The sequence below is a fragment of the Caulobacter sp. 05T431 genome, from assembly GCF_056665975.1.
Window position 1 is genome coordinate 16,845 of sequence record NZ_JBFTKU010000031.1, and the last position, 21,326, is coordinate 38,170.

A 21,326-nucleotide genomic window follows, 5' to 3' on the forward strand; every position below is an offset into this window, starting at 1 on the left:
GGGGACCTCATGCGATCGAGACTTATTACGACGACAGCGATCGCGGTGGTGCTGGTGTTCGGGGGCGGCGCTGCTTGTGCGGCCGAGGCCGAGCCGGGCGGCAAGCTGTTGCTGACCGGCGGGGTCAGCGCCCTTGAAGGCGGCGGGGGCGGCGGCGTGGCGACCTGGGCCCTGATCGGCGGCAACGAGACCTCGCGCGGCGTGGGCGGCTCGGTCCACGCCACCTACGTCAACGTGCCCGACTACGAATTGCGCTCGGCGGGGGTGACGGTGGGCCTGTTCGATCGGGTCGAGCTGTCCCTGGCCCGCCAGGACTTCGACACCGGGGCCACCGGCGCCAAGCTGGGGCTGGGCGAGGGGTTCACCTTCAAGCAGACCGTCGCGGGCGTGAAGGTCCGGCTGCTGGGCGATGCGGTCTACGATCAGGACAGCTGGCTGCCCCAGGTGGCGGTGGGCGCCCAGTTCAAGCAGAACAATCAGCCGGCCATCGTCCGCGCCGTCGGCGCCCAGGACGACACCGGGATCGACTACTACGCGGCGGCGACCAAGGTGCTGCTGGACAGGAGCCTGGTCGTCAGCGGCGCGGTGCGGCTGACCAAGGCCAACCAGACCGGCCTGCTGGGCTTCGGCGGCGACAAGCACGACGGCTACGGCGCGCAGTTCGAGGGCTCGGCCGGCTGGCTGGTCTCCAAGCGCCTGCTGGTCGGGGCCGAGTACCGGACCAAGCCCGACAACCTGGGCTTCGCCAAGGAGGACGACTGGGCCGACGTCTTCGTGGCCTACGCGTTCAACAAGACCCTGTCGGTGACGGCGGCCTATGCGGACCTCGGCGACATCGCCACCTTCAGGAACCAGCGGGGCCTCTATGTCTCGCTGCAGGCCGGCTTCTAGGGAAAGACACGACCATGCGCCTCGTCCTGGCCGTCACGGCCCTTTCCCTGACCTTCGCGGGCGCCGCCTTCGCCCAGCAGCCGGTCCCGCCCGGCGAGCAGCCGGTCGATCCCTACGTCCAGTCCAACGCCAACGCCGGCGCGACGCCGATGAAGGACAAGGCCGTGCTGGAGGCCTTCCACGGCAAGGCGGGGATCGCGCGGATCACCAGCGACCTGGTCGACCGCAACATCGCCGACCCGCGCATCAAGGACATCTTCGCGACCGCCGACGTCGTCCGGCTGAAGCGGACGCTGTCGGAGCAGTTCTGCTACATCCTGGCCGGCCCCGCTTCCGACGGCGGCTGCGACTATAGCGGCAAGGACATGAGCGCCACCCACAAGGACCAGGGGATCACGCCGCGCGACTTCAACGTCCTGGTCGAGAACCTGCAGAAGGCGATGGACAAGGAAGGCGTGCCCTTCGCAGCCCAGAACAAGCTGCTGGCCAAGCTGGCCCCGATGAACCGCCAGGTGATCGAACGGCGCTGACTTACCCCGCCGGGCCCTTCTCGAAGTACTTGAAGAACGCGCTGTCGGGCGACAGCACCAGGGTGGTGTCGCCCTGGCCCAGCGCCTTTTCGTAGGCCGACATCKAGCGGTAGAAGGCGGCGAAGCCCGGGTCGCGGCCGAAGCTTTCGGCGAACAGCTGGGCGCGCTGGGCGTCGGCGTCGCCGCGGATCTTCTCGGCTTCCTCATAGGCGGTGGCGACGATCTCGCGGCGCTTCTGCTCGCCGATGGCCCGAAGCTCGGCGGCCTCCTGCTTGCGGGCCGTCTGCATGCGCTCGAACACCGCCTGCTCGTTGGTGGGCGGCAGGTCGGCGCGCTTGATGCGCACGTCGATGATCTGGACGCCCAGGTTCGAGGCGGCCACCTGGCGGGCGACGCGGGCGCGGATCGCGGCCATCACCTGGGCGCGCTTGCCGGCGATCACTTCTTCCGAGGTCGAGCGGCCGATCTCCTCGCGCAGGGCGGCGTTGACGATGCGGTCCAGACGGTCGGCGGCGACGGTCTCCTGGCCCAGGGCGCGGTAGAACTGGCGCGGATCGGTGATGCGGTAGCGGACGAAGGCGTCGACCACCAGGCGCTCCTGGTCGGCGGCGGTGACCTCCTCCGGCTGGGCGTTCTTCATCTCGATGTTGCGCTTGTCGAACCGGATGACGGTGTCGAACGGGCTCTTCACGTGCAGGCCGGGCTCGCGCACCGTGCGCACCGGGTCGCCCAGGCGGACGATCAGGGCCTGCTGGCGCTGGTCCACCTTGAACAGGGTGAAGTTGGCCAGGATCAGCAGGAACAGGGCGCCGACGCCGGTGGCGACGACGGGACCGTTGAGGCGGTTCATCGGGCCGCTCCTTCGCTGGCGGACGCGGTCGGAACCTTGGGGCGGAACGCGTCGGGCGGCAGGATCACCGGGGCGGTGGCGCCCTTGTTGTCGATGATCACCTTGTTGGACCGCTCCAGCACCCGCTGCATGGTCTCGATGTAGAGCCGCTCGCGGGTGACGGCGGGGGCCAGCTTGTACTGGGCGTAGACCTGGTTGAAGCGGTCGGCGTCGCCGGCGGCCTCGCGCACGACCTGTTCGCGATAGCCCAGGGCCGCCTGCTTGATCTGGGCGGCTTCGCCTCGGGCGTTGTTGGCGGCGGATTCGGCGTTCTGGGCGGCGCGCTGCACGTCGCGATAGGCCTCCAGCACCGGACCCGGCGTGGTGGCGGCCTGGATGTTGACGCTCTGGATCGACACCCCGACGTCGTAGCGGTCGAGGATGCGTTGCATCAGCGCCTCGGTCTGGTCCTGCACCTGGCCGCGGCCGGTGGTCAGGATCGGGGTGAGGGCGGTGCGGCCGATCACCTCGCGCATGGCGCTCTCGGCCACGTCCTTGATCACGGTGTCGGGCTCTCGGACGTTGAAGACGTATTTGGGCGCGTCCGAGACCTTCCATTGCACCGTGAAGCTCAGGTCGACGATGTTCTCGTCGCCGGTCAGCATCAGGCGCTCGTCCGACACCGGCTGGCTGACCGTGCCGCCGATGTCCAGGGTCTGGATCGAGGTGAAGGGCACCAGCTCGGCGTGCTCGATCGGCCAGGGCAGGTGGTAACGCAGGCCCGGCTGGGCGGTGCGGCTGTAGGCGCCGAAGGTGCTGACCACCGCCTGCTCCTTGGGCTGGACCACGTAGCAGCCCGAAATCCCCCACAGCACCGCCAGTCCGGCGGCCGAGGCGAGGATGGCCCGGCCGCGGCTGGGACCGCCGAAGGTCTGGCGCATCCGGTCGGACAGGCGCTCGATCAGGGCGTTGAAGTCGACGGGCGGCGGCGGCTCGCCGGGGCCCCTGGGGCCGCTGGAGCGCGGTTCCTCGCCTCTGTTCCTGTCCGAGTCCTTCTTGCCGTCGTTCGGCGGCGGAGAACCCCAGGGTCCGGGGCCGGCGTTGTCGTTCCAGGGCATGGGCGGTCAGGTCTTCCCGTCGCAGCGATTGGCGGGGTTGTAAAACCACCCCCGCACGCGGATATGAAAGCCCCCGCAGAACAAGGCAAGACAATCCCGTGACCGCAGCTTCCCCCGCCACCCTCGACGACGCCCGCGCGGCGCTGGACCTGGTCGTCGATCCGGTCTCCGGCGAAGGCCTGGTCGCGGCCGGCTTGGTGCAGGGCCTGGTCGTGCGCGGCGGACGCGCCGGCTTCATGCTGGAGGTCCCGGCGTCGCAGGCGGCGACCTACGCCCCGGTCCGCGAGACGGCCGAGAAGGTGCTGGCCGGCCTGTCGGGGATCGACGTCGCCCAGGTGGTCCTGACCGCCCAGGCGGCCGAGGGCGCGACCCGCGTGCGCAAGGGCGCCAAGGTCTCGGAAGACGGCCAGGCCAAGCTGGTCCCGCCGCCGGAGGCCGAGAAGCCGGCCCATGTGAAGCACGTGATCGCCGTGGCCTCGGGCAAGGGCGGGGTGGGCAAGTCCACCGTCGCCACCAACCTGGCCTGCGCCTTCGCCGCCCAGGGCCTGCGGGTGGGCCTGCTGGACGCCGATGTCTACGGCCCCTCGGCGCCGCGCATGATGGGCGTCGACGGCGAGCCCAGCTTCGAGGACGGCAAGCTGCAGCCGCTGGAGGCCCACGGCATCAAGCTGATGTCGATCGGCTTCCTGGTCGACGAGGGCAAGGCGATGATCTGGCGCGGCCCGATGGCCTCGTCTGCCGTGCGCCAGATGATCCACGACGTGGCCTGGGGCTCGGAGGCCGCGCCGCTGGACGTGCTGGTCGTCGACCTGCCGCCGGGCACCGGCGACATCCAGCTGACCCTGGTGCAGAAGCTGCGGATCGACGGGGCGGTGCTGGTCACCACGCCGCAGGAGATCGCCCTGATCGACGCCCGGCGCGCGGCGGCGATGTTCGGCAAGACCGCCACCCCGATCCTGGGTCTGATTGAGAACATGGCCTTCTTCGCCGACCCGGCCACCGGCGCCCCGATCCCGATCTTCGGGGCCGGCGGAGGGGTGGCGGAGGCCAAGACCCTGGGCGTGCCGGTCCTGGCCCAGGTGCCGATCGAGATCGCCGTCCGCGAGGCGGGCGACGCCGGGACGCCCGTGGTGCTGCGCGCGCCGGATAGTGCGGCGGCGAAGGCGTTTGGCGAAGCGGCTAAGACCCTTTGGACCAATATCAAATAAGTCCGCTCATCCCGGCGAATGCCGGGACCCAGATGGAATGGCTTTGAGGCTGACGCCAAAGGCGCTGAGCTTTTCCAACCCACTACACCGCTATGGGATCTGGGTCCCGGCATTCGCCGGGATGAGCGGAGTCTGATCTGGAAAGAAAAAGGCCGCCCGGGTCACCCCGGACGGCCTCGTTTTCTTCAGCTCACGTCGAAGCCTAGAAGCTCCAGCGCAGGCCCGTCGACAGGACCACGGCCGAGCCGCCGACGTCGCCCTTGAGGTTCAGGGCCGTCGCCGCCGCGGTGCCGGCGTAGATCGTCTCGGTGCGGTTGATCGTGGTGTCGTCGAAGTTGATGTACGACACGGCCGCGTCCCACGAGATGCTGTCGGTGGCCTTCCAGGTGCTGCCGAAGGCGTACAGCATGCGGTCGCCATCCGGCACGCGGGCGGTGCGGCCGACGTCCGGGGTCGGGGTCGGGTCGAACTGCACGCCGCCGCGCAGGGTCAGCTTGTCGTTGACCACGTAGTCCACGCCGACGGCGTAGGTCGTGGTGTCCTTGTAGTTCTGCTCGCTGATCTGGGTGCGACCGGCGTACTGGATGACGATCTGGTCGAACTCGCCCCAGCCGATGCGCGAGACCGAGGCGTTCAGCGTGGTCTTGTCGTTGACCTGCCAGCGGGCGCCCAGGTTGGCCATCCACGGGGTGGTGATGTTGGCCACGCCGTCGGTGCTGACGTTGTTGGGGGCCAGCGGGCCGAGCAGGCCCGAGACGACGACCTTGCCGTCCAGGTCATGCTTGATCTTCGAGCGGTACGACGCGCCGATCGTCAGGGTCGGCGTGGCGTGGAACTGGGCGCCGACGTTCCAGCCGTAGTCCCAGTTGCCTTCGCCCTTCAGCGAGGACGAGCCGTCGGGCAGCAGGGGCGACAGGTTCGGCAGGGCCGAGCTGAGTTCGGCGTCGGTGTACTGGGCCGAAACGCCCACGCCCAGGTCGAGCATGTCGTTGACGCGGTAGGCCACCACGCCGTTGACGTCGATGGTCGTCAGGTTCGACTTCAGGGCGTCGTACCGGGTCCAGCTGTTGCTGTTGTAGTCGGTGGTGAAGTTGTAGGGCGCGGCGACCGAGAGGCCCAGGGCCAGCTTGTCGTTGACGCGGAAGGCGCCGGCGAAGTTGGGCACGACGCCGTTGTTGATCGGGCCGCCGGCGATGCGGTCGCCGCCGACCGGGGTGGTCAGGCCGGCCGGGGGAATCGGACGGGTCAGGGTCGAGCCGCGGTCGTTGACCTGGGAGTCGACCTGCACCAGGTGCACGCCGCCGTAGATTTCGTTCTTGTCGAGGCCGGCGATCGAGGCGGGGTTCCACCACAGGCTGGCGGCGCCGCGGTCGGCCACTTCGCCCGAATAGGCGCGGCCGGCGCCGCGGACGGATTGTTCTTGCAGATAGAACGCCGCGGCCGAGGCCTGCGAAGCGGCCACCAGGGCGGCGAGCGCCACGCCGGCGGCGAGGGAGGTACGCGAAATAGACATGAGAGACGACCTTCTGGGGAGGAAGCTCCGGCGCCTTTGATGGCGCCGGTTGCCGTCGCTCTAACGCATTAAGTCAAAAAACGTTGCTTTTTATTCGCAGAACGGTGAATTTTGTACAACGCGTCAAAGAACATCAAGCGTTGAGGTAGTTCTATATTTCGATGTTCTGTCAGTAATGCTTGAAGTTGCCTAAAAGCGAGGCGAACAAGCTGACGTAAGGGAAGTCTAGGTCAGCTCTGTTCGCGCCGCAATCAGTATCGCAAAGCGTGAGGCCTAGCCGCCCGCCAATTTTCGGAAGAACTTGGCGCCCTGTTCGCCGCCGTTGAAATAGGCCTTCTGGTCGGGCTCGGCGGTGATCTTGTCCCAGTTGTCGCGGACTTCCTCGGCCGACAGGCCGCCTTCGCCCAGATAGACGCCTTCCGTCTCATAGATGCGCGACAGGGCGAAGGCGCCCGCGCCGGCGGTCAGGATCGCGCCGGTCGGGGCGTCTTCCGAGACGAGGTAGACCACGCCGGGGGTGACGTATTCCGGCTTCAGCTTCTCCAGCACTTCCGGCGGCATCAGGCCTTCGGTCATGCGGGTGGCGGCCACCGGGCTGATGGCGTTGATCTTGACGTTGTTCTTGGCGCCTTCGAGCTTCAGCGTGTTCATCAGGCCCAGCACCGCCATCTTGGCCGCGCCGTAGTTGGACTGGCCGAAGTTGCCGTACATGCCCGAGGACGAGGTGGTGACGACGATGCGGCCGTAGTTCTGGGCCTTCATGATGTCCCAGACCGCCTTGATCGGCTTGAACGTGCCGAAGACGTGGACCTGCATGACCAGCTCGAAGTCGGCCAGCTCCATCTTGGTCAGGGTCTTGTCGCGCAGGATGCCGGCGTTGGCGATCAGGATGTCGATCCGGCCCCACTTGTCCATCGTGGTCTTGACCAGGTCGGCGACGCCGGCGTCGTCGGTCACCGAGGCGCCGTGGGCGATGGCTTCGCCGCCCAGGGCTTCGATCTCGGCCACGACCGCCTTGGCCGCTTCGGACGAGCCGCCCGAGCCGTCGACGCTGCCGCCCAGGTCGTTGACCACCACCTTGGCCCCGCGCCGCGCCAGCTCCAGCGCATGCTGCCGGCCCAGGCCGCCGCCGGCCCCCGTGACGATCGCCACCTGACCGTCGAACCGGATATCGTCCGCCATGCTCGTATCTCCCTCAAACGCGTGTTTGGTTTGGCGCGTTTGTGCGGCGCGGGAGAGGGGGCGTCAAGATGGAGCCTCTTCCCCCTCCGGGGGAGGAGGTCGCGCAGCAACCGGAGGGGGCAAGGGCTAGGTGCGGAGCGGGCGAACACTTGCCCCCTCCGCGCCTGCGGCGCTCCTCCCCCAGAGGGGGAAGAGGACGCGGACTAAGCCTTCTTCTTCTCGCCCCCGGCCACCGGCGGCTTGGGCTGGTCGCGCTTCACGCCCGCCTTCTGGCCGGGCTTCATGAACTTGACCAGCACGCGCTGGCCCACCAGGACCGGGGCGCCGTCGGCGCTGACCACCACCTCGACCACGCGCTCGTCGCTGCGTTGGCTGGGATCGTCCGAAGCCAGTTTGCGGGCCCCGAACACGGCGGCGCGGCGCAACACCTTGCCGACGTAGGTCTTGGTCGGGTCGGCTTCCGGCTGGATCTCGACCTCCTGGCCGATCGTGACGTTGGGGATGTCGGCCTCGACGATCTCGGCGCGCACGATGCGGGCGGTCTGGGGCTCGAGGTCGAACATCGGGGTGACGTTCAGGGTCGAGGCGCCTGAGCCCGGATTGGCGTAGCGGCGGGCGATGCGGCCGTTGGCTGGGGCGCGGATCACCGTCAGTTCCTGGTTGTAGCGGGCCTGGGCCAGTTGGGCGGTCGCCACCTGGATCGCGGCCTGCTGGGCCTGGATGCTGGCCTGGGCCGAGGCGATCTGGTCCTGCGCTGCGTCCAGGCGCTGGCCGGCCACGAAGTTGGAGGCCGACAGGTTCTGCAGGCGCTTGTACTCGCGCTGGCCGGTGCGCAGCTGCACCTGGTAGACCGCCACCTGGGCGCGGGCCGAGGCCAGGCTGGCCGAAGCGGTGTCGGCGGCCAGGCGGGCGTCGTCGTCCTCCTGCTTGGCCAGGGGCTGGCCGGCGACCACGTCCTGGCCTTCCTGGACATAGACCTCGCGCACGATGCCCTGGCGGCGCGCGGCCACCTGGATGATGCCGCCCTCGACGTCCGCCTTGCCGTTGGCGATGGCCGCGTAGGGGGAGGGCTCCTCCGCCACGGCGGCGGCCTCGAGCTTCTTCTTCTTCTCGGCCGCCTGGCCCTTCATGAAGAAGAACCCGCCGCCGCCCAGCGCGATGAGGGCGATGACGATCCAGAAGGCGGGACGGCGCAGGAACGCGGGCATTTGAGAGATTCCCCAGAAATCAGTGGCTGAGCGGCGGCGGATTGGCGTCGGGCGTTCTACGCACGTCGTCCAGGATGCGGCCGTCTTCGATGTGGATGACGCGGTCGGCATAGGCTTCCAGCCGCGGGTCGTGGGTCACGCAGATCACCGCCGCGCCACGCTCGGTGGCGGCCTGGCGCAGCAGGCGGATGACCACCTCGCCGCTCTTGCCGTCCAGGGCCGAGGTGGGCTCGTCGGCGAAGATCAGGTTCGGGTTCTTGGCCAGGGCGCGGGCGATAGCCACGCGCTGCTTCTCGCCGCCCGACAGCTCGGACGGACGCTGGTTGACGCGGGGGCCCAGGCCCACCGACTCCAGCACCGCCTGGGCGCGCCGGCCGGCCTCGCCCGGGCCGACGCCCTGGTACTTCAGCGCCGTCATCACCTGCTGCTTGGCGGTCAGGGCCGGGAACAGGTTGAAGCCCTGGAAGATGAAGCCGCAGTGGTCGAGGCGGAACTTGTCGATMTTGCCGGCMGACAGCTTCCACAGGTCGGGCGTGTCCATCGCCTGGACCTTGCCCTCCTCGGGACGCAGCAGGCCCGACAGGGCCGCCACCAGGGTCGACTTGCCCGAGCCCGACGGGCCCATGACCATGGTCACGTCGCCGTGCTTGGCGTCGAAGTCCACGCCCTTGAGCACCTCGATGAAGGTGCGGCCGGTCTTGAAGCGCTTGACCAGGCCCTTGGCCATCAGGGCGCTCTCGCCGCGCTTGTGGCTGTGGTCGCCGTTCATCGCAAAAGGTCCGCGGGCTGGCTGTTCTTGAGGATGCCCAGCGACAGGAAGCCGGACAGCATGGCGATGACGATCAGGAAGACCGAGACCAGCCCCACCAGCGCCGGCGGGAAGGCCATCGGCACGCCGTTGGCCGTGGCGATCAGCCAGACCAGCCAGGTCAGCAGGCCGGAGGCCAGGACGCCGACCACGCCGACCCAGAAGCTCAGCTCCATGACGATGTTGCGCAGGTCGCCCATCGACACGCCCAGGGCGCGCAGGCTGGCGAACTCCTTGATGTTGGCCATGATCGCCTGGCGCAGGGTCTGCCAGGTGATCACCACCCCGATGAACAGTCCCAGGAACGCCGAGAAGCCCAGGATGATGCCGATGATCTGGTCCTCGAACATCGCGCCGGAATTGGCGTCGGCCAGCTCCTGACGGGTCCAGGCGCGGAACTTGCCGTCGCCCTTCTTGTTCAGCTGGGCCGCGACGATCTCGGCGCGGGCCGGGTCGCGGATCTGCACCATCAACGGGCCGACGCGCTGGCCGGTGTCGGCCTCGCCCAGCATCCGCAGGGTGTCGCGCGACATCACCAGGGTGGGCTGGATGATGTTCGGATAGCCGTCGGTGACCACGCCGATGGTGATGGTCTTGCCGTTGTACAGCGCCTTGTCGCCCTTCTTGACGCCCAGGCGGGGCAGGGCGGTGCGGTCCACCGCCACGGCGTAGGGCTGGCGCAGGGCCTCGACCATGCCCGGCGTGTAGTCGGTGGGCACGGTGACGTAGCCGGGGATGGCGTCGATGACGGTGACGTTGACGAACTCGCTCTTGCGGCCGCCCCCGCCGCCGCCCTTGCCGCCCTTCTTGGCGCGGGCCTCGGCCTTGGCCTGCTGCTCGGGCGACAGGATGTTCTGGAAGCGGCCGCCGGACCCGTCCAGCGGGGCCACCTGCACCACCTCGGGGTGGGTGTAGACGAGGGGGATCATGCGGCGCGGCAGGCCGGACGGGCCGCCGTTGAACAGCGCCTTGGCGCCGGGGCCCAGGATCATAATGTCGGCGCGGGCGCGGTCGATCTGAGCGGTGAAGCCTTTGCCGATGCCGACGAAGATGCCGACCTGGGCCAGGACCAGCAGGCCCGAGAAGGCCAGGGCGACGACCGCCGCCATGTATCTACGCCACTCGTACAACAGTGTGGCCAAGGCCAACGACATGCTTGAAACGCTCCCCACATCTAGGGTTGCAGCAATGACCGGTGAACTTCAAGCGGCCAAGTTAAATCGGGTTAAGGCGTGTCAGGCGGGTCACGGAAGCGGCGCCTTGCGCGTTTTGGCGGCGCATGCGCCAGCCCTCGCCACCCGGTGAAGCTTGCCCGCCCGTTCCCTGCGTATCGACGCCGGGGTCATTGTATCGCCCTCGTAACAACTTGAAATGGGGCACGTTTTTCGCACCTCGCTGACCGCGTCGAGCCTTCGGCGCGGGCGCCCGGCGCAGGGACCGGCGCTCCTTCCTTGAGAGGAGAGACAGATGACCATCTCCAGCGTCGGGTCCTCATCGCTTCTGCAACAGCTGCTGCAGACCCGGGCGACGACCGCGACCCAGACCGATTCCACGTCCGCCGACGCGCTGTCGTCGATCGGGCAAAACCTGCAGACCGGCGGCAAGAACGGTCCGCCGCCGCCGATGCAGGGCTGGTCCTCGTCGGGCCAAGGTTTCGGGGCCGATACATTGGCCTCGCTGCTGTCGACCCAGCAGACCGACCAGAGCGACCGCGCCGCCGCGATGTTCGCCGACGCCGACGCGGACGGCGACGGTTCGGTGACCAGCGACGAGCTGGCCACGGCCATGGCGGCCCACGCGCCGGCGGACCTGCCGTCGGACGCGCCCAACGCCACCGACATGGCCTCGAACATGATCTCCAGCGGCGACACCGACGGCGACGGCAAGCTGTCGGCCAGCGAGTTCCAGGCGATGAAGCCGCAGCACGGCGGACCGCACGGGGCCGGCGGCCCGCCGCCCGGACCGCCGCCCTCCGGCGGGACCGACGAGAGCGGCTCGTCGACGTCCGACTCGACCGATCCGGCCGACCTGAACGGCGACGGCGTGGTCTCGGCCGCCGAACTGGCCCAGACCCTGAGCGCGTCGGTCGATCAGCTGGGTTCGGACGTCTCCAGCGACGCCTCAGACCTGATGCAGAAGCTGCTGGCCCAGCTGACCGCCAACCTCACCAACGCCACGACGTCCACCGGCTCGACCACGTCCTCGGTCGACGTCGCGGCGTGAAGTCGGCCTGATCCCGGGACGCGCGAGGGTCGGGCAGATCGCCCGGCCCTCGCGGTTTCGCGCGCATAGCGCTTGCACGCCGCACCCCATTCATAGTCATTTGGGCCCTTGGCCGCGTCGCGGGGGCGCGTCGCTCATCTAGGATCCTTCGTCTTGATCTTCCTTCCCGAGAACGTCCAGGCCCTGGCGGGCGTGGCGCTGATCCTCGGCCTTTGCTGGCTCGTCTCCGAGAACCGCAAGCGCTTTCCGCTGGTTCTGGCCGTCTGCGCGATCGCCATCCAGCTGGTCCTGGTCTTCGTGCTGTTCCGCCTGCCGGCCACGCGCGACGCCCTGCAGGGCGTGAACGGCGCGGTCGAGGGCCTGGCCTCGTCGACTCAAGCCGGGACCAACTTTGTGTTCGGCTACCTGTCGGGCACCACGCCGCCCTATACCGAGACCAATCCGGGGGCCGGCTTCCTGTTCGCCTTCCGCGTCATGCCGGTGATCCTGGTGGTCTGCGCCCTGTCGGCCCTGCTGTGGCACTGGGGCATCCTGAAGTGGCTGGCCAAGGGGCTGGGCTTCCTGTTCCAGAAGACCCTGGGCCTGCGCGGCCCGCCGGCTCTCGCCACCGCCGCCACCATCTTCATGGGCCAGATCGAAGGGCCGATCTTCATCCGCGCCTATCTGGAGCGCCTGACCCGTTCTGAGCTGTTCATGCTGATCGCGGTCGGCATGGCCTGCGTCAGCGGCTCGACCATGGTGGCCTACGCCACCATCCTGCACGACGTGCTGCCCAACGCCGCCGCCCACGTGCTGGCCGCCTCGCTGATCTCGGCCCCGGCCGGGGTGCTGCTGGCCCGGATCATGGTGCCCGGCGATCCCAGCGAGAAGTCCGACGACCTGGACCTGGCCGAGGAGGACAAGACCTACGGCAGCTCGATCGACGCGGTCATGAAGGGCACCACCGACGGCCTGCAGATCGCCCTGAACGTCGGCGCCACCCTGATCGTCTTCATCGCCCTGGCCACCATGGTCGACAAGATCCTGTTCGCCCTGCCGATGGTGGGTGGCGAGCATCTGAGCATCGCCCGCATCCTGGGCGTGGTCTTCGCGCCCCTGGCCTGGTCCATGGGCATCCCGTGGAAGGAGGCCGGCAGCGCCGGCGGCCTGCTGGGCGTCAAGCTGATCCTGACCGAGTTCACCGCCTTCATCCAGCTGGCCAAGGTCGGCCCCGAGCTGCTGGACCCGCGCACCCGGATGATCATGACCTATGCGCTGTGCGGCTTCGCCAACATCGGCTCGGTGGGCATGAACGTCGCCGGCTTCTCGGTGCTGGTGCCCACGCGCCGGCAGGAGGTGCTGGGCCTGGTCTGGAAGGCGATGATGGCCGGCTTCCTGGCCACCTGCCTGACGGGCTCGCTGATCGGCCTGATGCCGCGCGGCTGGTTCGGGCTCTAGGCTCTTCCTCCCCCTCTGGGGGAGGTGTCCCGAAGGGACGGAGGGGGTTTCCTTCCCCGACGGAACCGAAGCATCCTCCCGGTCAAAAGCCGGGAGGATTTTTCGTTGAAGCTCTACGACAGCCGCCGCGCTCCCAATCCCCGCCGCGTGCGGTGGTTCATGGCCGAGAAGGGGATCGACGACATCGAGATCGTTGACGTCGACATCTTCGGCGGCCAGCACCGCACCCCCGAATACCTGGCCAAGGCCGGCCTGCCGAACGTGCCGGCGCTGGAGATGGACAACGGTCAGACGATCACCGAGTCGGTGGCCATCTGCCGCTTCCTGGAAAGCCGCTATCCCGAGCCCAACCTGTTCGGCGAGGACGCCTGCGAGGCGGCGGTGATCGAGATGTGGTCGCGCCGGGCCGAGATGATGGTGGCCACGCCGCTGATGATGCTGGTCCGGCACACCCATCCGGCCCTGGCCGCCATCGAGACCCAGGTGCCCGAGATCGCCGCCGGCAACCGCTCGATCGCGGAGCGGGGGCTGAAGATGCTGGACCGCCGCCTGGCCGAGAGCGAATTCATCGCCTGCGAGCGCGTGACCATGGCCGACATCCTGGCCGCCACCGGCCTCGACTTCGCCCGCATGGCCCGGTTCCGGCCCGACCCGGAGCTGGCCAATGTCAAGCGCTGGCTGGACGGCATGATGGCCCGCCCGGCGGCGAAGGCGGGGGTCTAGCGCTCCACGGCCGGGGACAGGCGCATGCGCCGGTCCCCAATCTACCGCAGCCTGATCTTCTTGATCACGCCCGAGAAGTTCAGCATAGGCGCGCCGCCGGTCGAGATCAGGCCGCGCACGAACAGCAGCGAGCCGCCGGCCTTGGTGACCTCGCCGGTCGACTCCACCAGGTCGCCGGCCCTGGCCGGGCCCAGGAACTCGCCGTTCAGGCTGACGGTCACGGCGCGGACGTCCTTCAGGTGCGCCCACGAGATCGAGAACAGCGAATAGTCGGCGAAGGTCATCATGCACCCGCCGTGCATGAAGCCGCCGCCGTTCATGTGGCGGGCCTCGGCGCGGAAGGCGCTGCGGACGACGCCGTCCTCCTCCTTGAAGTAGAACGGTCCGGTCTGGTCCTCGAAGGCGTCCATGCCGGCCCAGGTGCGCCAGCCGGCCCATTCGCCGTCCGTCACCAGCTTGGGCCCGTCCCAGATCTCGTTGCCGCCGTCCATGGCCGTCCCCACGATAGTCTTCTGCGTTGTCTTTGAGGACCTAAGGCGACCCATGGCCGGAGGCAAGCGGCCCCGCTCGCGCTGCTGACGGATTCGTGTCATTCCCTCCGCCCATGACCACCCCGATCCAAGACACCATCCTCTCGCAACTGGCCGCCGTGGCGCCCGGCAAGTCCATCGACCCGATGTCGGTGGCCAAGGCGATCCAGCCCGAGCGCTGGCAGCGCCTGCTGGGCCACATCCGCACCGACGCCATCGAGCTGGCGCGCCAGGGCCAGATCGTCATCCTGCGCCACAACAAGCCGGCCGATCCCGAGACCTTCMGCGGCGTCTACCGCCTGCGCCTGCGCCAGGACGGCGACCCGACCAGCTTCGAGAAGGTCGCCGACGAGGGCGGGGCGGACGAGGGCGGCGAGGACTGATCGCACCTAAGTCTTGATTCAAAACGCGATCGGTGGACCTATGAGTTGAACTCATAAGGGAGGGTCCACCATGATCGTCTACGGCTCGTCTCTGTCGCCCTATGTGCGCAAGACCCTGGCCTTCGGGGCCGAGAAGGGGCTGACGCTGGAGAACAAGGTCCCGCGTCCGGGCGAACCGGACGCCGACTTCCTGGCCTGCAGCCCGTTCAAGAAGATCCCGGGCTTCAAGGACGGCGATTTCCAGATTTCCGACTCCTCGGCGATCATCACCTATCTGGAAGCCCTGCATCCCGAGCCGAACCTGATCCCGCTGGACCCGCGCAACCGCGCCCGGGCGATCTGGTTCGAGGAGTTCGCCGACACCATCGTGGTCGCCGCGGCGGGGCCGCTGTTCTTCAACCGCATCGTCGGGCCCAAGTTCATGGGCGTGACCGGCGACGAGGGGGCCTGCGTCAAGGCCGAGCGCGAGACGATCCCGCCGCTGCTGGACTATCTGGAACGCATCGTGCCCGACGCCGGCGGCTTCCTGCTGGAGGACCGGATAACCCTGGCCGACCTGGCCGTGGCCAGCCCGTTCGCCAATCTCGATCACCTGAGCTTCGACCTGTCGGCCTGGCCCCGGACCAAGGCCTATGTCGAGGCGATCCTGGCCCGGCCCTCGTTCGCCGAGCGGGTGGCCAAGGAAAAGCGCCTGCTGGGCGCGGTCGCCTAGGGGCCGGACAGGCCCAGGAACTTGAACGGCGTCGCCGGCTTGAAGTCGGCGGTCGCGTCGCCCGAATAGGTGTGGTCCTGGTCCTTGCCCAGGTCCAGCCGCTTCACCGGCGCCTTCTCCGAGAAGTCGATCTTCTTGAGGTCCACCCAGAAGGTGTTCGGCGTCAGGGCCGACTCGAAGAAGTAGAGCTTGCGCTTGTGGTCGAACACGGTGCGCCAGCGGGTGGACGAGATGTTCGGCTCGTCCGGAGTGGTGATCCCGTAGGGCACCGAGGCGTTGCGGATCACGCTGAACACGCTGGCCAGGGCGCGGTTGGGGTCCTCGTCCTTGGGGATGGCGTTGACGTAGAACGCCGCGCGGGCGAAGCGGTCCGAGGCCCGGTTCGTGCCGGGCAGCATGACCGTGCCGCCGATCTGCTTCCAGTAGGCGACCAGGGCCAACTGCTGGTCGAAGGTCGGCGAGTTGGTCATCACCTGGTACTGGCGGCCGTGGTGGATCACCTGCTTGCCGCCGATATATTCGACGATGGCGCTGTCGCCGGTGGCGTCCGACATCGACAGGTGCAGGGTGGCCAGGCGCGCCTCGCCGGGCACGGCGTCGGTGACGATGGTGAAGGGCTCCTGCTCCAGGGCCGCCACCGCCTCGGCCACGGTGGCGTAGTTGTCCAGCACGTACTGGGCCCAGGCGGCGATGGTCAGGCCCGGCTTGCTGCCCTTGCCGAACGGCGGGTACTGCGACTCCACCAGCCACAGCACATTGGCCATCAGGCCCTTCTCGTTGACGCCGTCGGTGGTGGAAATCTCGTAGCCGGTGGCGATCACGCTGCCGTATTTCGAGGTCCACTTGATCGAGTTGGGGCCAGCCTGGCCGTCGCGGGCGACGCCGCGAGGGAAGATCCAGAGGTTGGTCTGGACGTCCACCTTCCAGTCCATCGACCGGGCGGTGATGATGTTGTCGTTCGGACCCAGATAGACCACGCGGGTGCAGGCCTGGGCGATGGGCGCGGCCAGGGTGACGGCGATGGCCAGGGCGACGACGATCCAGGCGGCGAGCGTCTGCGGCATGACGGTTTCCTCCGTGTGGAACGCCATTGATCGGGCGCCCGCCCGAGGCTGGACAATCAGGGAAGGGCTCTAGTCGGCCTCCTGCGATTTCCTGATCCGCGACGCCGCGCCCCGCTTGCCATCCGGAGGGAGGAGCCTAAGTCAGCGGCATGCCGCTGGACGCCACCATCGCCGACATCGCCGCCTGCCGGGCTTGCGCGCCATACCTGCCGCATACGCCGCGGCCGGTGGTGAGGGTGGACGTGGGGACGCGGCTGCTGATCTGCGGCCAGGCGCCGGGGCGGCTGGTCCACGAGACGGGCCTGCCGTTCAACGACCCATCCGGAAAGCGTCTGCGCGAGTGGATGGGCGTCGATCGCGAGACCTTCTACGGTCGCCCGGAGATCGGTGTGGCGGCCATGGCCTTCTGCTTTCCGGGCACCAACCCGAAGGGCGGCGACTATCCGCCGCCGCCCCGCTGCGCGGCGCTGTGGCGCAAGCCGCTGCTGGCGGCCCTGCCGAACGTCGAGCTGACCCTGCTGGTCGGGAGCCATGCCCAAGCCTGGGCGTTGGAGTCCCGCATGAAGGCGAACATGACCGACACCGTCGCCGCCTGGCGCGACTATATCGACCAGGGCGTCCTGCCGCTGCCCCACCCGTCCTGGCGCAACACCGGCTGGCTCAAGCGCAACCCTTGGTTCGACGCCGAGGTCACGCCCTATCTTCGCCGCCGAGTGGCGGGCATCCTGGCGTCATGAATCGTCGGATTCTCCTTCTCGGCGCGGCCTGCGCAGCCGGCCTGGCCGCTTGCACCCCGGTGACCCAGCGTCCGGGACCGGGGCAGCTGGGCTATCGCGGTCCGCGCCTGGACGACGACGGCCTGTTCAGCTTCGACGGCAAGAAGCTGGGCATGATGAAGTGGCTGCCGCCCGAGGGGACGCCCGTCACCCAGGTGATCGTCGCCCTGCACGGCATGAACGACTATTCCAACGCCTTCCACCTGGCCGGACCGTTCTGGGCCCAGCAGGGGATCGCCACCTACGCCCTCGACGTCCGGGGCTTCGGCCGTTCGCCCGACCGCGGCGTCTGGGCCCCGCCGGACCTGGTGGTCGAGGACGTCCGCACCGCCGTCGCTCTGGTCCGCGAGGCCCATCCCGAGGCCAAGGTGGCCCTGGCCGGCGAGAGCATGGGCGGGGCCCTGGCCATCGTCGCCATGGCTTCGGACCGCGCGCCGGCCGTCGATCGCCTGCTGCTGTTCGCCCCGGCTGTCTGGGGCTGGTCGAACCAGCCGCTGCCCTACAAGACCAGCCTGTGGATCACCGCCCACACCACGCGCAGCTGGGTGGTCAAGCCGCCCGAGTGGTTGGTCAAGAACGTCCAGCCCACCGACAACATMGACGAGCTGCGGCGCATGGGTCGCGATCCGCTGATGATCTGGGGCGCGCGGTCCGACACCCTCTACGGCCTGGTCGGGCTGATGGAGAAGGCCTGGGCGTCGCTGGGCAAGGTCCAGGTGCCGGTCGCCTATTTCTACGGGGCCAACGACCACATCATCCCCAAGGAGCCGACCATGGAGGCGGCCCGGCGGCTCAAGCCCGACGACCGCTCGGCCTACTACGCCGACGGCTGGCACCTGCTGCTGGTCGACAAGCAGGCCCAGGTGGTGTGGACCGATGCGGCGGCGTTCCTGAAGGACCCGCTGGCCGACCTGCCGTCCGGCGCTCCGCCCATCCCGGGGGCGCCGACCGCGCCGAACGTGGTGCGCAGCCAGTTGTCCAAGCAATAAAACTCCGCTCATCCCGGCGAATGCCGGGACCCAGATCCTGAAGTTGGGTGGCTGATTGTAAGGGCTCGGCGCTCTTGGCGTCAGCCACACCGCCATTCCATCTGGGTCCCGGCATTCGCCGGGATGAGCGGATGTTGGTGGATGTGGCGATAAGCCATGTGGGCAAGGGCTTGTTCACACCACCTGGCCAGCGTACACCCGCGCGCAAACTTTCTGACTTAGGGCAGGACTCACGGCATGACCTTGTTCGATTCCCCGGATTTCGAGGGACACGAAGGCGTACACGCGTTCTTTGACGAAAAAACCGGCCTGAAGTCGATCATCGCCGTCCACTCCACCGCCCGGGGACCCGCCGCCGGCGGCTGCCGGATGTGGGACTATTCCAGCGCCGACGCCGCCGTGACCGACGCCCTGCGGCTGTCGAAGGGCATGTCGTACAAGAACGCCATGGCCGACCTCGAGTTCGGCGGCGGCAAGGCCGTGATCATCGGCGACGCCCGCAGCCAGAAGACGCCGGAGCTGTTCGAGGCCTTCGGCCGCGCCGTCGAGAGCCTGGAAGGCAAGTACTGGACGGCCGAGGACGTCGGCGTCTCGCCGGCCGACCTGGTCGCCACCCGCCGCACCACCCAGTACGTCGCCGGCCTGGAAGGCCACGCGGCCGCCTCGGGCGACCCGTCGCCGGTCACCGCCGAGGGCGTGTTCCGCGGCGTGCGCCTGTGCGTCCAGCGGGCCCTGAACCGCGACCTGAACGGCGTCACCGTCGCCATCCAGGGCGTCGGCCACGTCGGCGCCTATCTGGCCGAGAAGCTGCACGCCGCCGGCGCCAAGCTGATCATCGCCGACGTCAACCAGCACGCCCTGGACGAGGTGGCGGCCAAGACCGGCGCCCGGATCGTCTCGACCGACGCCATCTTCGATGTCGAGGCCGACGTCTTCGCCCCCTGCGCCCTGGGCGGCGCGATCTCGGCCACGACCCTGCCGCGCCTGAAGGTCAAGGTGATCGCCGGCGGGGCCAACAACCAGCTGGCCGACAAGACGATCGGCCAGGCGGTGTACGATCGCGGCATCCTCTACGCCCCCGACTACGTGATCAACGGCGGCGGCATCATCAACGTGGCCGGCGAGATCCGCGCCCTGGAGGCCGGCGCGGCCTTCGACCCGGCCTGGGTGGCCGCCAAGCTGGACCGCCTGGCCCAGACCCTGGGCGAGGTGCTGGACCACTCGCTGGTCGACAAGCGCCCGGCCAACCTGGTGGCCGACGAGATCGCGCGGGCGCGGATCGCGGCGGCGCGCAACTAGAACCCTCTCCCTAGGGAGAGGGCAGGGTGAGGGACTACGGCCTCGGCCGGCGCGCCGGCAGGGCGTTCGTGCGAAATCGGTGAAGGTGTAACCCCTCACCCTCCCACCGCTACGCGGCGGGTCCCTCCCTCTCCCTCTGGGAGAGGGTTTCAGTCGCCCGCACCCGTCCCGAAATCTCCGCCCCGGCGTCCCGATCCAGCCGCAGATAGACCGGCAGAGCCAGCAGCGTGACCAAGCCGATGGCCAGGAACGGCCAGGTGAACCGGTCGGGCGTCAGGTGGGCGCCATGGCCGCGCRCCAGGTGCAGCATCAGGCCGCCGAAGCTGACGCCCAGGGCCAGGCCCACCTGCTGGGCGACGGCCGACAGGGTCGAGGCCGAGGCCACCCTGGCCTGGGGCACGTCGGCATAGGCGATGGTGTTGGCGGCGATGAACTGGTTGGAGCGACAGAAGCCGGCCAGGAACAGCGCGCCCGTCATCACCGCCATCGGGGTGGCCAGGGTGAAGAAGCCGGGCGCGGCGGTCAGGATCGCCGTGGCCGTGACGAACACCGCCAGCGAGGTGCGGAAGCCGAAGCGCTTGAGGCCGGCGGCGGCGAACGGCCGGGCGATCAGCACCCCCACGCCCGTGCCCAGGGTCACCGCGCTGGCCTTCAGCGGGCTCCAGCCCAGGGCCACCTGCAGCAGCAGCGGCATCAGGAACGGGCTGGCCCCGATGCCCAGCCGCACCAGCGTCCCGCCCAGCAGGCTGGCGCGGAAGGTGCGGTATTTCAGCAGGTCGAGGTCGAGGATCGGCTTGGGCTTGGCCTTGGCCAGGCGCAGGTAGAGCCAGCCCGACGAGAGGGCCAGGGCGAGGATGCCCAGCTGCCCCCAAGGCGGAAGCAGCGACAGGCCCGCCGTCTCTGCCACCACCACCAGGCCGCTGATCGCCAGGGCCGACAGCAGGAAGCCCGGGGTGTCGAACCGGCCCATCTCCTTGTTCGGCTGGCTCTTGGGCACGAAGCGCATCACCGCGGTCATGCCCAGCAGGCCGATCGGCAGGTTCAGGTAGAAGATCCACGGCCAGTCGGCCACGGCCAACACAAGGCCGGCGAGGGGAGGGCCGATCAGTGGGCCGACCAGGGCGGGCATGGTGAACCAGCCCATGGCCCGGATCAGCTTGTCCTTGGGCGTGGAGCCCACGACGATCAGCCGGGCCACCGGCGTCATCATCGCCCCGCCGATCCCCTGCAGGATGCGCGAGGCCACCAGGGCCTCCAGGTTCCGCGACAGGCCGCACAGGGCCGAGCCGGCCAGGAACACGACCATGGCCGTCATGAACACCCGCCGCGCGCCGAACCTTTCGGCCGCCCAGCCGCTGGCCGGCGTGAACACCGCCAGGGCCAGGATGTAGGAGGTCAGGGCCAGCTTCAGGTGGATGGGATCGACGCTGAAGGCCCGGGCCAGGGTGGGCAGGGCGGTCGACAGGGCGGTGGAGTCGATGAACTCCATCAGCAGGGCGCTGGCCACGGCCAGCGAGATCAGCCGGGTTCCGAGAACCGAATTGTCCGGCGAAGGGGAAAGCTGATCGGTCGACACGACGGGCGGCTTACGCCTGCCGGGGCGCGATCTCAAGTCGCCTGATCCAAAGTGGGTGGGCCGGCCGATCCGGCGTTTCGCGCGTTATCCTCCGTGCACACGCCGGGAGCCCGCCATGACCCAGGAGACCCATCTGTCGGAACTGGAGGAGGAGATGGCCCAGGCCGTCGCCTCCGAGGATTTCGAGACCGCCACCCTGCTGCGCGGCCAGATCGACCAGATCCGCCGCGACCAGCGCGTGCTGGAACAACCCGGCGCGGACGGTCCCCAGGCCGCTTATTTCAAGAACCGCGAGACCGGCAAGGCCGGCTTCCGCCTGCAATAGGC

General features: G+C 68.9%; 22 protein-coding genes. 12 read left to right on the forward strand and 10 right to left on the reverse strand.

Annotated elements, in window-relative coordinates:
- Positions 1 to 9 precede the first annotated feature (9 nt).
- Both AC1U89_RS22615 and AC1U89_RS22620 read left to right on the forward strand, forming a co-directional pair.
- Positions 10 to 891 carry a DUF3034 family protein gene (locus AC1U89_RS22615; RefSeq protein WP_479901883.1) on the forward strand — a complete coding sequence of 294 codons (882 nt, stop codon included), beginning with the start codon at positions 10 to 12 and terminating at the stop codon, positions 889 to 891.
- Positions 892 to 905: 14 nt separating this feature from the next.
- Complete coding sequence (locus AC1U89_RS22620) at positions 906 to 1,421, forward strand: group I truncated hemoglobin (RefSeq protein WP_479901884.1); 516 nt, start codon at positions 906 to 908, stop codon at positions 1,419 to 1,421.
- A gap of 1 nt (position 1,422) precedes the next feature.
- On the opposite strand, the gene hflC is transcribed toward AC1U89_RS22620, so the two are convergent.
- Positions 1,423 to 2,271, reverse strand: coding sequence for a protease modulator HflC (gene hflC / locus AC1U89_RS22625; protein WP_479901885.1), 849 nt, complete (start codon positions 2,269 to 2,271; stop codon positions 1,423 to 1,425).
- Complete coding sequence (hflK, locus tag AC1U89_RS22630) at positions 2,268 to 3,368, reverse strand: FtsH protease activity modulator HflK (protein WP_479901886.1); 1,101 nt, start codon at positions 3,366 to 3,368, stop codon at positions 2,268 to 2,270. Before hflK ends, hflC begins: the two co-directional genes overlap by 4 nt.
- A 98-nt stretch (positions 3,369 to 3,466) precedes the next feature.
- On the opposite strand from hflK, the gene AC1U89_RS22635 reads away from it, so the two are divergent.
- Positions 3,467 to 4,576, forward strand: a complete 1,110-nt coding sequence (locus tag AC1U89_RS22635; protein WP_479901887.1) for an Mrp/NBP35 family ATP-binding protein — start codon at positions 3,467 to 3,469, stop codon at positions 4,574 to 4,576.
- Between the two features lie 202 nt (positions 4,577 to 4,778).
- Here the strand turns inward: AC1U89_RS22635 and AC1U89_RS22640 are convergent, their stop codons facing one another.
- The 5 genes from AC1U89_RS22640 to AC1U89_RS22660 form a co-directional block, all read right to left on the reverse strand.
- Complete coding sequence (locus AC1U89_RS22640) at positions 4,779 to 6,089, reverse strand: outer membrane protein transport protein (protein ID WP_479901888.1); 1,311 nt, start codon at positions 6,087 to 6,089, stop codon at positions 4,779 to 4,781.
- A gap of 273 nt (positions 6,090 to 6,362) precedes the next feature.
- Positions 6,363 to 7,271, reverse strand: coding sequence for an SDR family NAD(P)-dependent oxidoreductase (locus tag AC1U89_RS22645; RefSeq protein ID WP_479901889.1), 909 nt, complete (start codon positions 7,269 to 7,271; stop codon positions 6,363 to 6,365).
- 203 nt (positions 7,272 to 7,474) lie between these two features.
- The gene (locus AC1U89_RS22650) at positions 7,475 to 8,479 is read right to left on the reverse strand and encodes an HlyD family secretion protein (protein WP_479901890.1); all 1,005 of its coding nucleotides are present in this window, start codon (positions 8,477 to 8,479) and stop codon (positions 7,475 to 7,477) included.
- 19 nt (positions 8,480 to 8,498) lie between these two features.
- Entirely contained in the window at positions 8,499 to 9,248 is a 750-nt protein-coding gene (locus AC1U89_RS22655) for an ABC transporter ATP-binding protein (protein WP_479901891.1), read from the reverse strand.
- Positions 9,245 to 10,441, reverse strand: a complete 1,197-nt coding sequence (locus AC1U89_RS22660) for an ABC transporter permease (protein WP_479901892.1) — start codon at positions 10,439 to 10,441, stop codon at positions 9,245 to 9,247. Before AC1U89_RS22660 ends, AC1U89_RS22655 begins: the two co-directional genes overlap by 4 nt.
- 313 nt (positions 10,442 to 10,754) lie before the next feature.
- Between AC1U89_RS22660 and AC1U89_RS22665 the strand changes: the two genes are divergently transcribed.
- The 3 genes from AC1U89_RS22665 (at position 10,755) to AC1U89_RS22675 (ending at position 13,670) form a co-directional block, all read left to right on the forward strand.
- On the forward strand, positions 10,755 to 11,510 hold the full coding sequence (locus AC1U89_RS22665) for an EF-hand domain-containing protein (protein WP_479901893.1): 756 nt from the start codon (positions 10,755 to 10,757) through the stop codon (positions 11,508 to 11,510).
- Between the two features lie 156 nt (positions 11,511 to 11,666).
- Positions 11,667 to 12,947: a NupC/NupG family nucleoside CNT transporter gene (locus AC1U89_RS22670; RefSeq protein ID WP_479901910.1), complete on the forward strand. Its 1,281-nt coding sequence runs from the start codon at positions 11,667 to 11,669 to the stop codon at positions 12,945 to 12,947.
- Between the two features lie 105 nt (positions 12,948 to 13,052).
- A complete protein-coding gene (locus AC1U89_RS22675; RefSeq protein WP_479901894.1) occupies positions 13,053 to 13,670 on the forward strand; it encodes a glutathione S-transferase family protein in 618 nt (205 codons plus the stop codon).
- A 41-nt stretch (positions 13,671 to 13,711) separates the two neighbouring features.
- On the opposite strand, the gene AC1U89_RS22680 is transcribed toward AC1U89_RS22675, so the two are convergent.
- Positions 13,712 to 14,161 (reverse strand): PaaI family thioesterase, encoded by a 450-nt coding sequence (locus tag AC1U89_RS22680; RefSeq protein ID WP_479901911.1) that lies wholly within the window; start codon positions 14,159 to 14,161, stop codon positions 13,712 to 13,714.
- Positions 14,162 to 14,274: 113 nt separating this feature from the next.
- Between AC1U89_RS22680 and AC1U89_RS22685 the strand changes: the two genes are divergently transcribed.
- A complete protein-coding gene (locus tag AC1U89_RS22685) occupies positions 14,275 to 14,583 on the forward strand; it encodes a DUF3253 domain-containing protein (protein WP_479901895.1) in 309 nt (102 codons plus the stop codon).
- 70 nt (positions 14,584 to 14,653) lie between these two features.
- A complete protein-coding gene (locus AC1U89_RS22690) occupies positions 14,654 to 15,295 on the forward strand; it encodes a glutathione S-transferase family protein (protein WP_479901896.1) in 642 nt (213 codons plus the stop codon).
- Here the strand turns inward: AC1U89_RS22690 and AC1U89_RS22695 are convergent.
- Entirely contained in the window at positions 15,292 to 16,359 is a 1,068-nt protein-coding gene (locus AC1U89_RS22695) for a linear amide C-N hydrolase (RefSeq protein ID WP_479901897.1), read from the reverse strand. The genes AC1U89_RS22690 and AC1U89_RS22695 overlap by 4 nt on opposite strands.
- A gap of 149 nt (positions 16,360 to 16,508) precedes the next feature.
- Between AC1U89_RS22695 and AC1U89_RS22700 the strand changes: the two genes are divergently transcribed.
- From AC1U89_RS22700 to AC1U89_RS22710, 3 genes are all read left to right on the forward strand, one after another.
- Positions 16,509 to 17,096: a uracil-DNA glycosylase family protein gene (locus AC1U89_RS22700; RefSeq protein WP_479901898.1), complete on the forward strand. Its 588-nt coding sequence runs from the start codon at positions 16,509 to 16,511 to the stop codon at positions 17,094 to 17,096.
- Positions 17,093 to 18,124: an alpha/beta hydrolase gene (locus AC1U89_RS22705; RefSeq protein ID WP_479901899.1), complete on the forward strand. Its 1,032-nt coding sequence runs from the start codon at positions 17,093 to 17,095 to the stop codon at positions 18,122 to 18,124. The genes AC1U89_RS22700 and AC1U89_RS22705 overlap by 4 nt, the downstream gene beginning before the upstream one ends.
- 237 nt (positions 18,125 to 18,361) lie before the next feature.
- Positions 18,362 to 19,423, forward strand: a complete 1,062-nt coding sequence (locus tag AC1U89_RS22710) for a Leu/Phe/Val dehydrogenase (RefSeq protein WP_479901900.1) — start codon at positions 18,362 to 18,364, stop codon at positions 19,421 to 19,423.
- Positions 19,424 to 19,532: 109 nt separating this feature from the next.
- Here the strand turns inward: AC1U89_RS22710 and AC1U89_RS22715 are convergent, their stop codons facing one another.
- Entirely contained in the window at positions 19,533 to 20,999 is a 1,467-nt protein-coding gene (locus AC1U89_RS22715; RefSeq protein ID WP_479901901.1) for an MFS transporter, read from the reverse strand.
- Between the two features lie 115 nt (positions 21,000 to 21,114).
- On the opposite strand from AC1U89_RS22715, the gene AC1U89_RS22720 reads away from it, so the two are divergent.
- The gene (locus tag AC1U89_RS22720) at positions 21,115 to 21,324 is read left to right on the forward strand and encodes a UvrB/UvrC motif-containing protein (RefSeq protein ID WP_479901902.1); all 210 of its coding nucleotides are present in this window, start codon (positions 21,115 to 21,117) and stop codon (positions 21,322 to 21,324) included.
- Positions 21,325 to 21,326 lie beyond the last annotated feature (2 nt).

Bases quoted from the DNA above. Each gene is read 5' to 3' on its own strand.
- AC1U89_RS22650 (WP_479901890.1), bottom strand. From the start codon at position 8,479: ATGCCCGCGTTCCTGCGCCGTCCCGCCTTCTGGATCGTCATCGCCCTC.
- AC1U89_RS22680 (WP_479901911.1), bottom strand. From the start codon at position 14,161: ATGGACGGCGGCAACGAGATCTGGGACGGGCCCAAGCTGGTGACGGAC.
- AC1U89_RS22720 (WP_479901902.1), top strand. From the start codon at position 21,115: ATGACCCAGGAGACCCATCTGTCGGAACTGGAGGAGGAGATGGCCCAG.
- AC1U89_RS22690 (WP_479901896.1), top strand. From the start codon at position 14,654: ATGATCGTCTACGGCTCGTCTCTGTCGCCCTATGTGCGCAAGACCCTG.
- AC1U89_RS22700 (WP_479901898.1), top strand. From the start codon at position 16,509: ATGCCGCTGGACGCCACCATCGCCGACATCGCCGCCTGCCGGGCTTGC.
- AC1U89_RS22620 (WP_479901884.1), top strand. From the start codon at position 906: ATGCGCCTCGTCCTGGCCGTCACGGCCCTTTCCCTGACCTTCGCGGGC.
- AC1U89_RS22665 (WP_479901893.1), top strand. From the start codon at position 10,755: ATGACCATCTCCAGCGTCGGGTCCTCATCGCTTCTGCAACAGCTGCTG.
- AC1U89_RS22645 (WP_479901889.1), bottom strand. From the start codon at position 7,271: ATGGCGGACGATATCCGGTTCGACGGTCAGGTGGCGATCGTCACGGGG.
- AC1U89_RS22640 (WP_479901888.1), bottom strand. From the start codon at position 6,089: ATGTCTATTTCGCGTACCTCCCTCGCCGCCGGCGTGGCGCTCGCCGCC.
- AC1U89_RS22695 (WP_479901897.1), bottom strand. From the start codon at position 16,359: ATGCCGCAGACGCTCGCCGCCTGGATCGTCGTCGCCCTGGCCATCGCC.
- AC1U89_RS22710 (WP_479901900.1), top strand. From the start codon at position 18,362: ATGACCTTGTTCGATTCCCCGGATTTCGAGGGACACGAAGGCGTACAC.
- AC1U89_RS22615 (WP_479901883.1), top strand. From the start codon at position 10: ATGCGATCGAGACTTATTACGACGACAGCGATCGCGGTGGTGCTGGTG.
- hflK (WP_479901886.1), bottom strand. From the start codon at position 3,368: ATGCCCTGGAACGACAACGCCGGCCCCGGACCCTGGGGTTCTCCGCCG.
- AC1U89_RS22660 (WP_479901892.1), bottom strand. From the start codon at position 10,441: ATGTCGTTGGCCTTGGCCACACTGTTGTACGAGTGGCGTAGATACATG.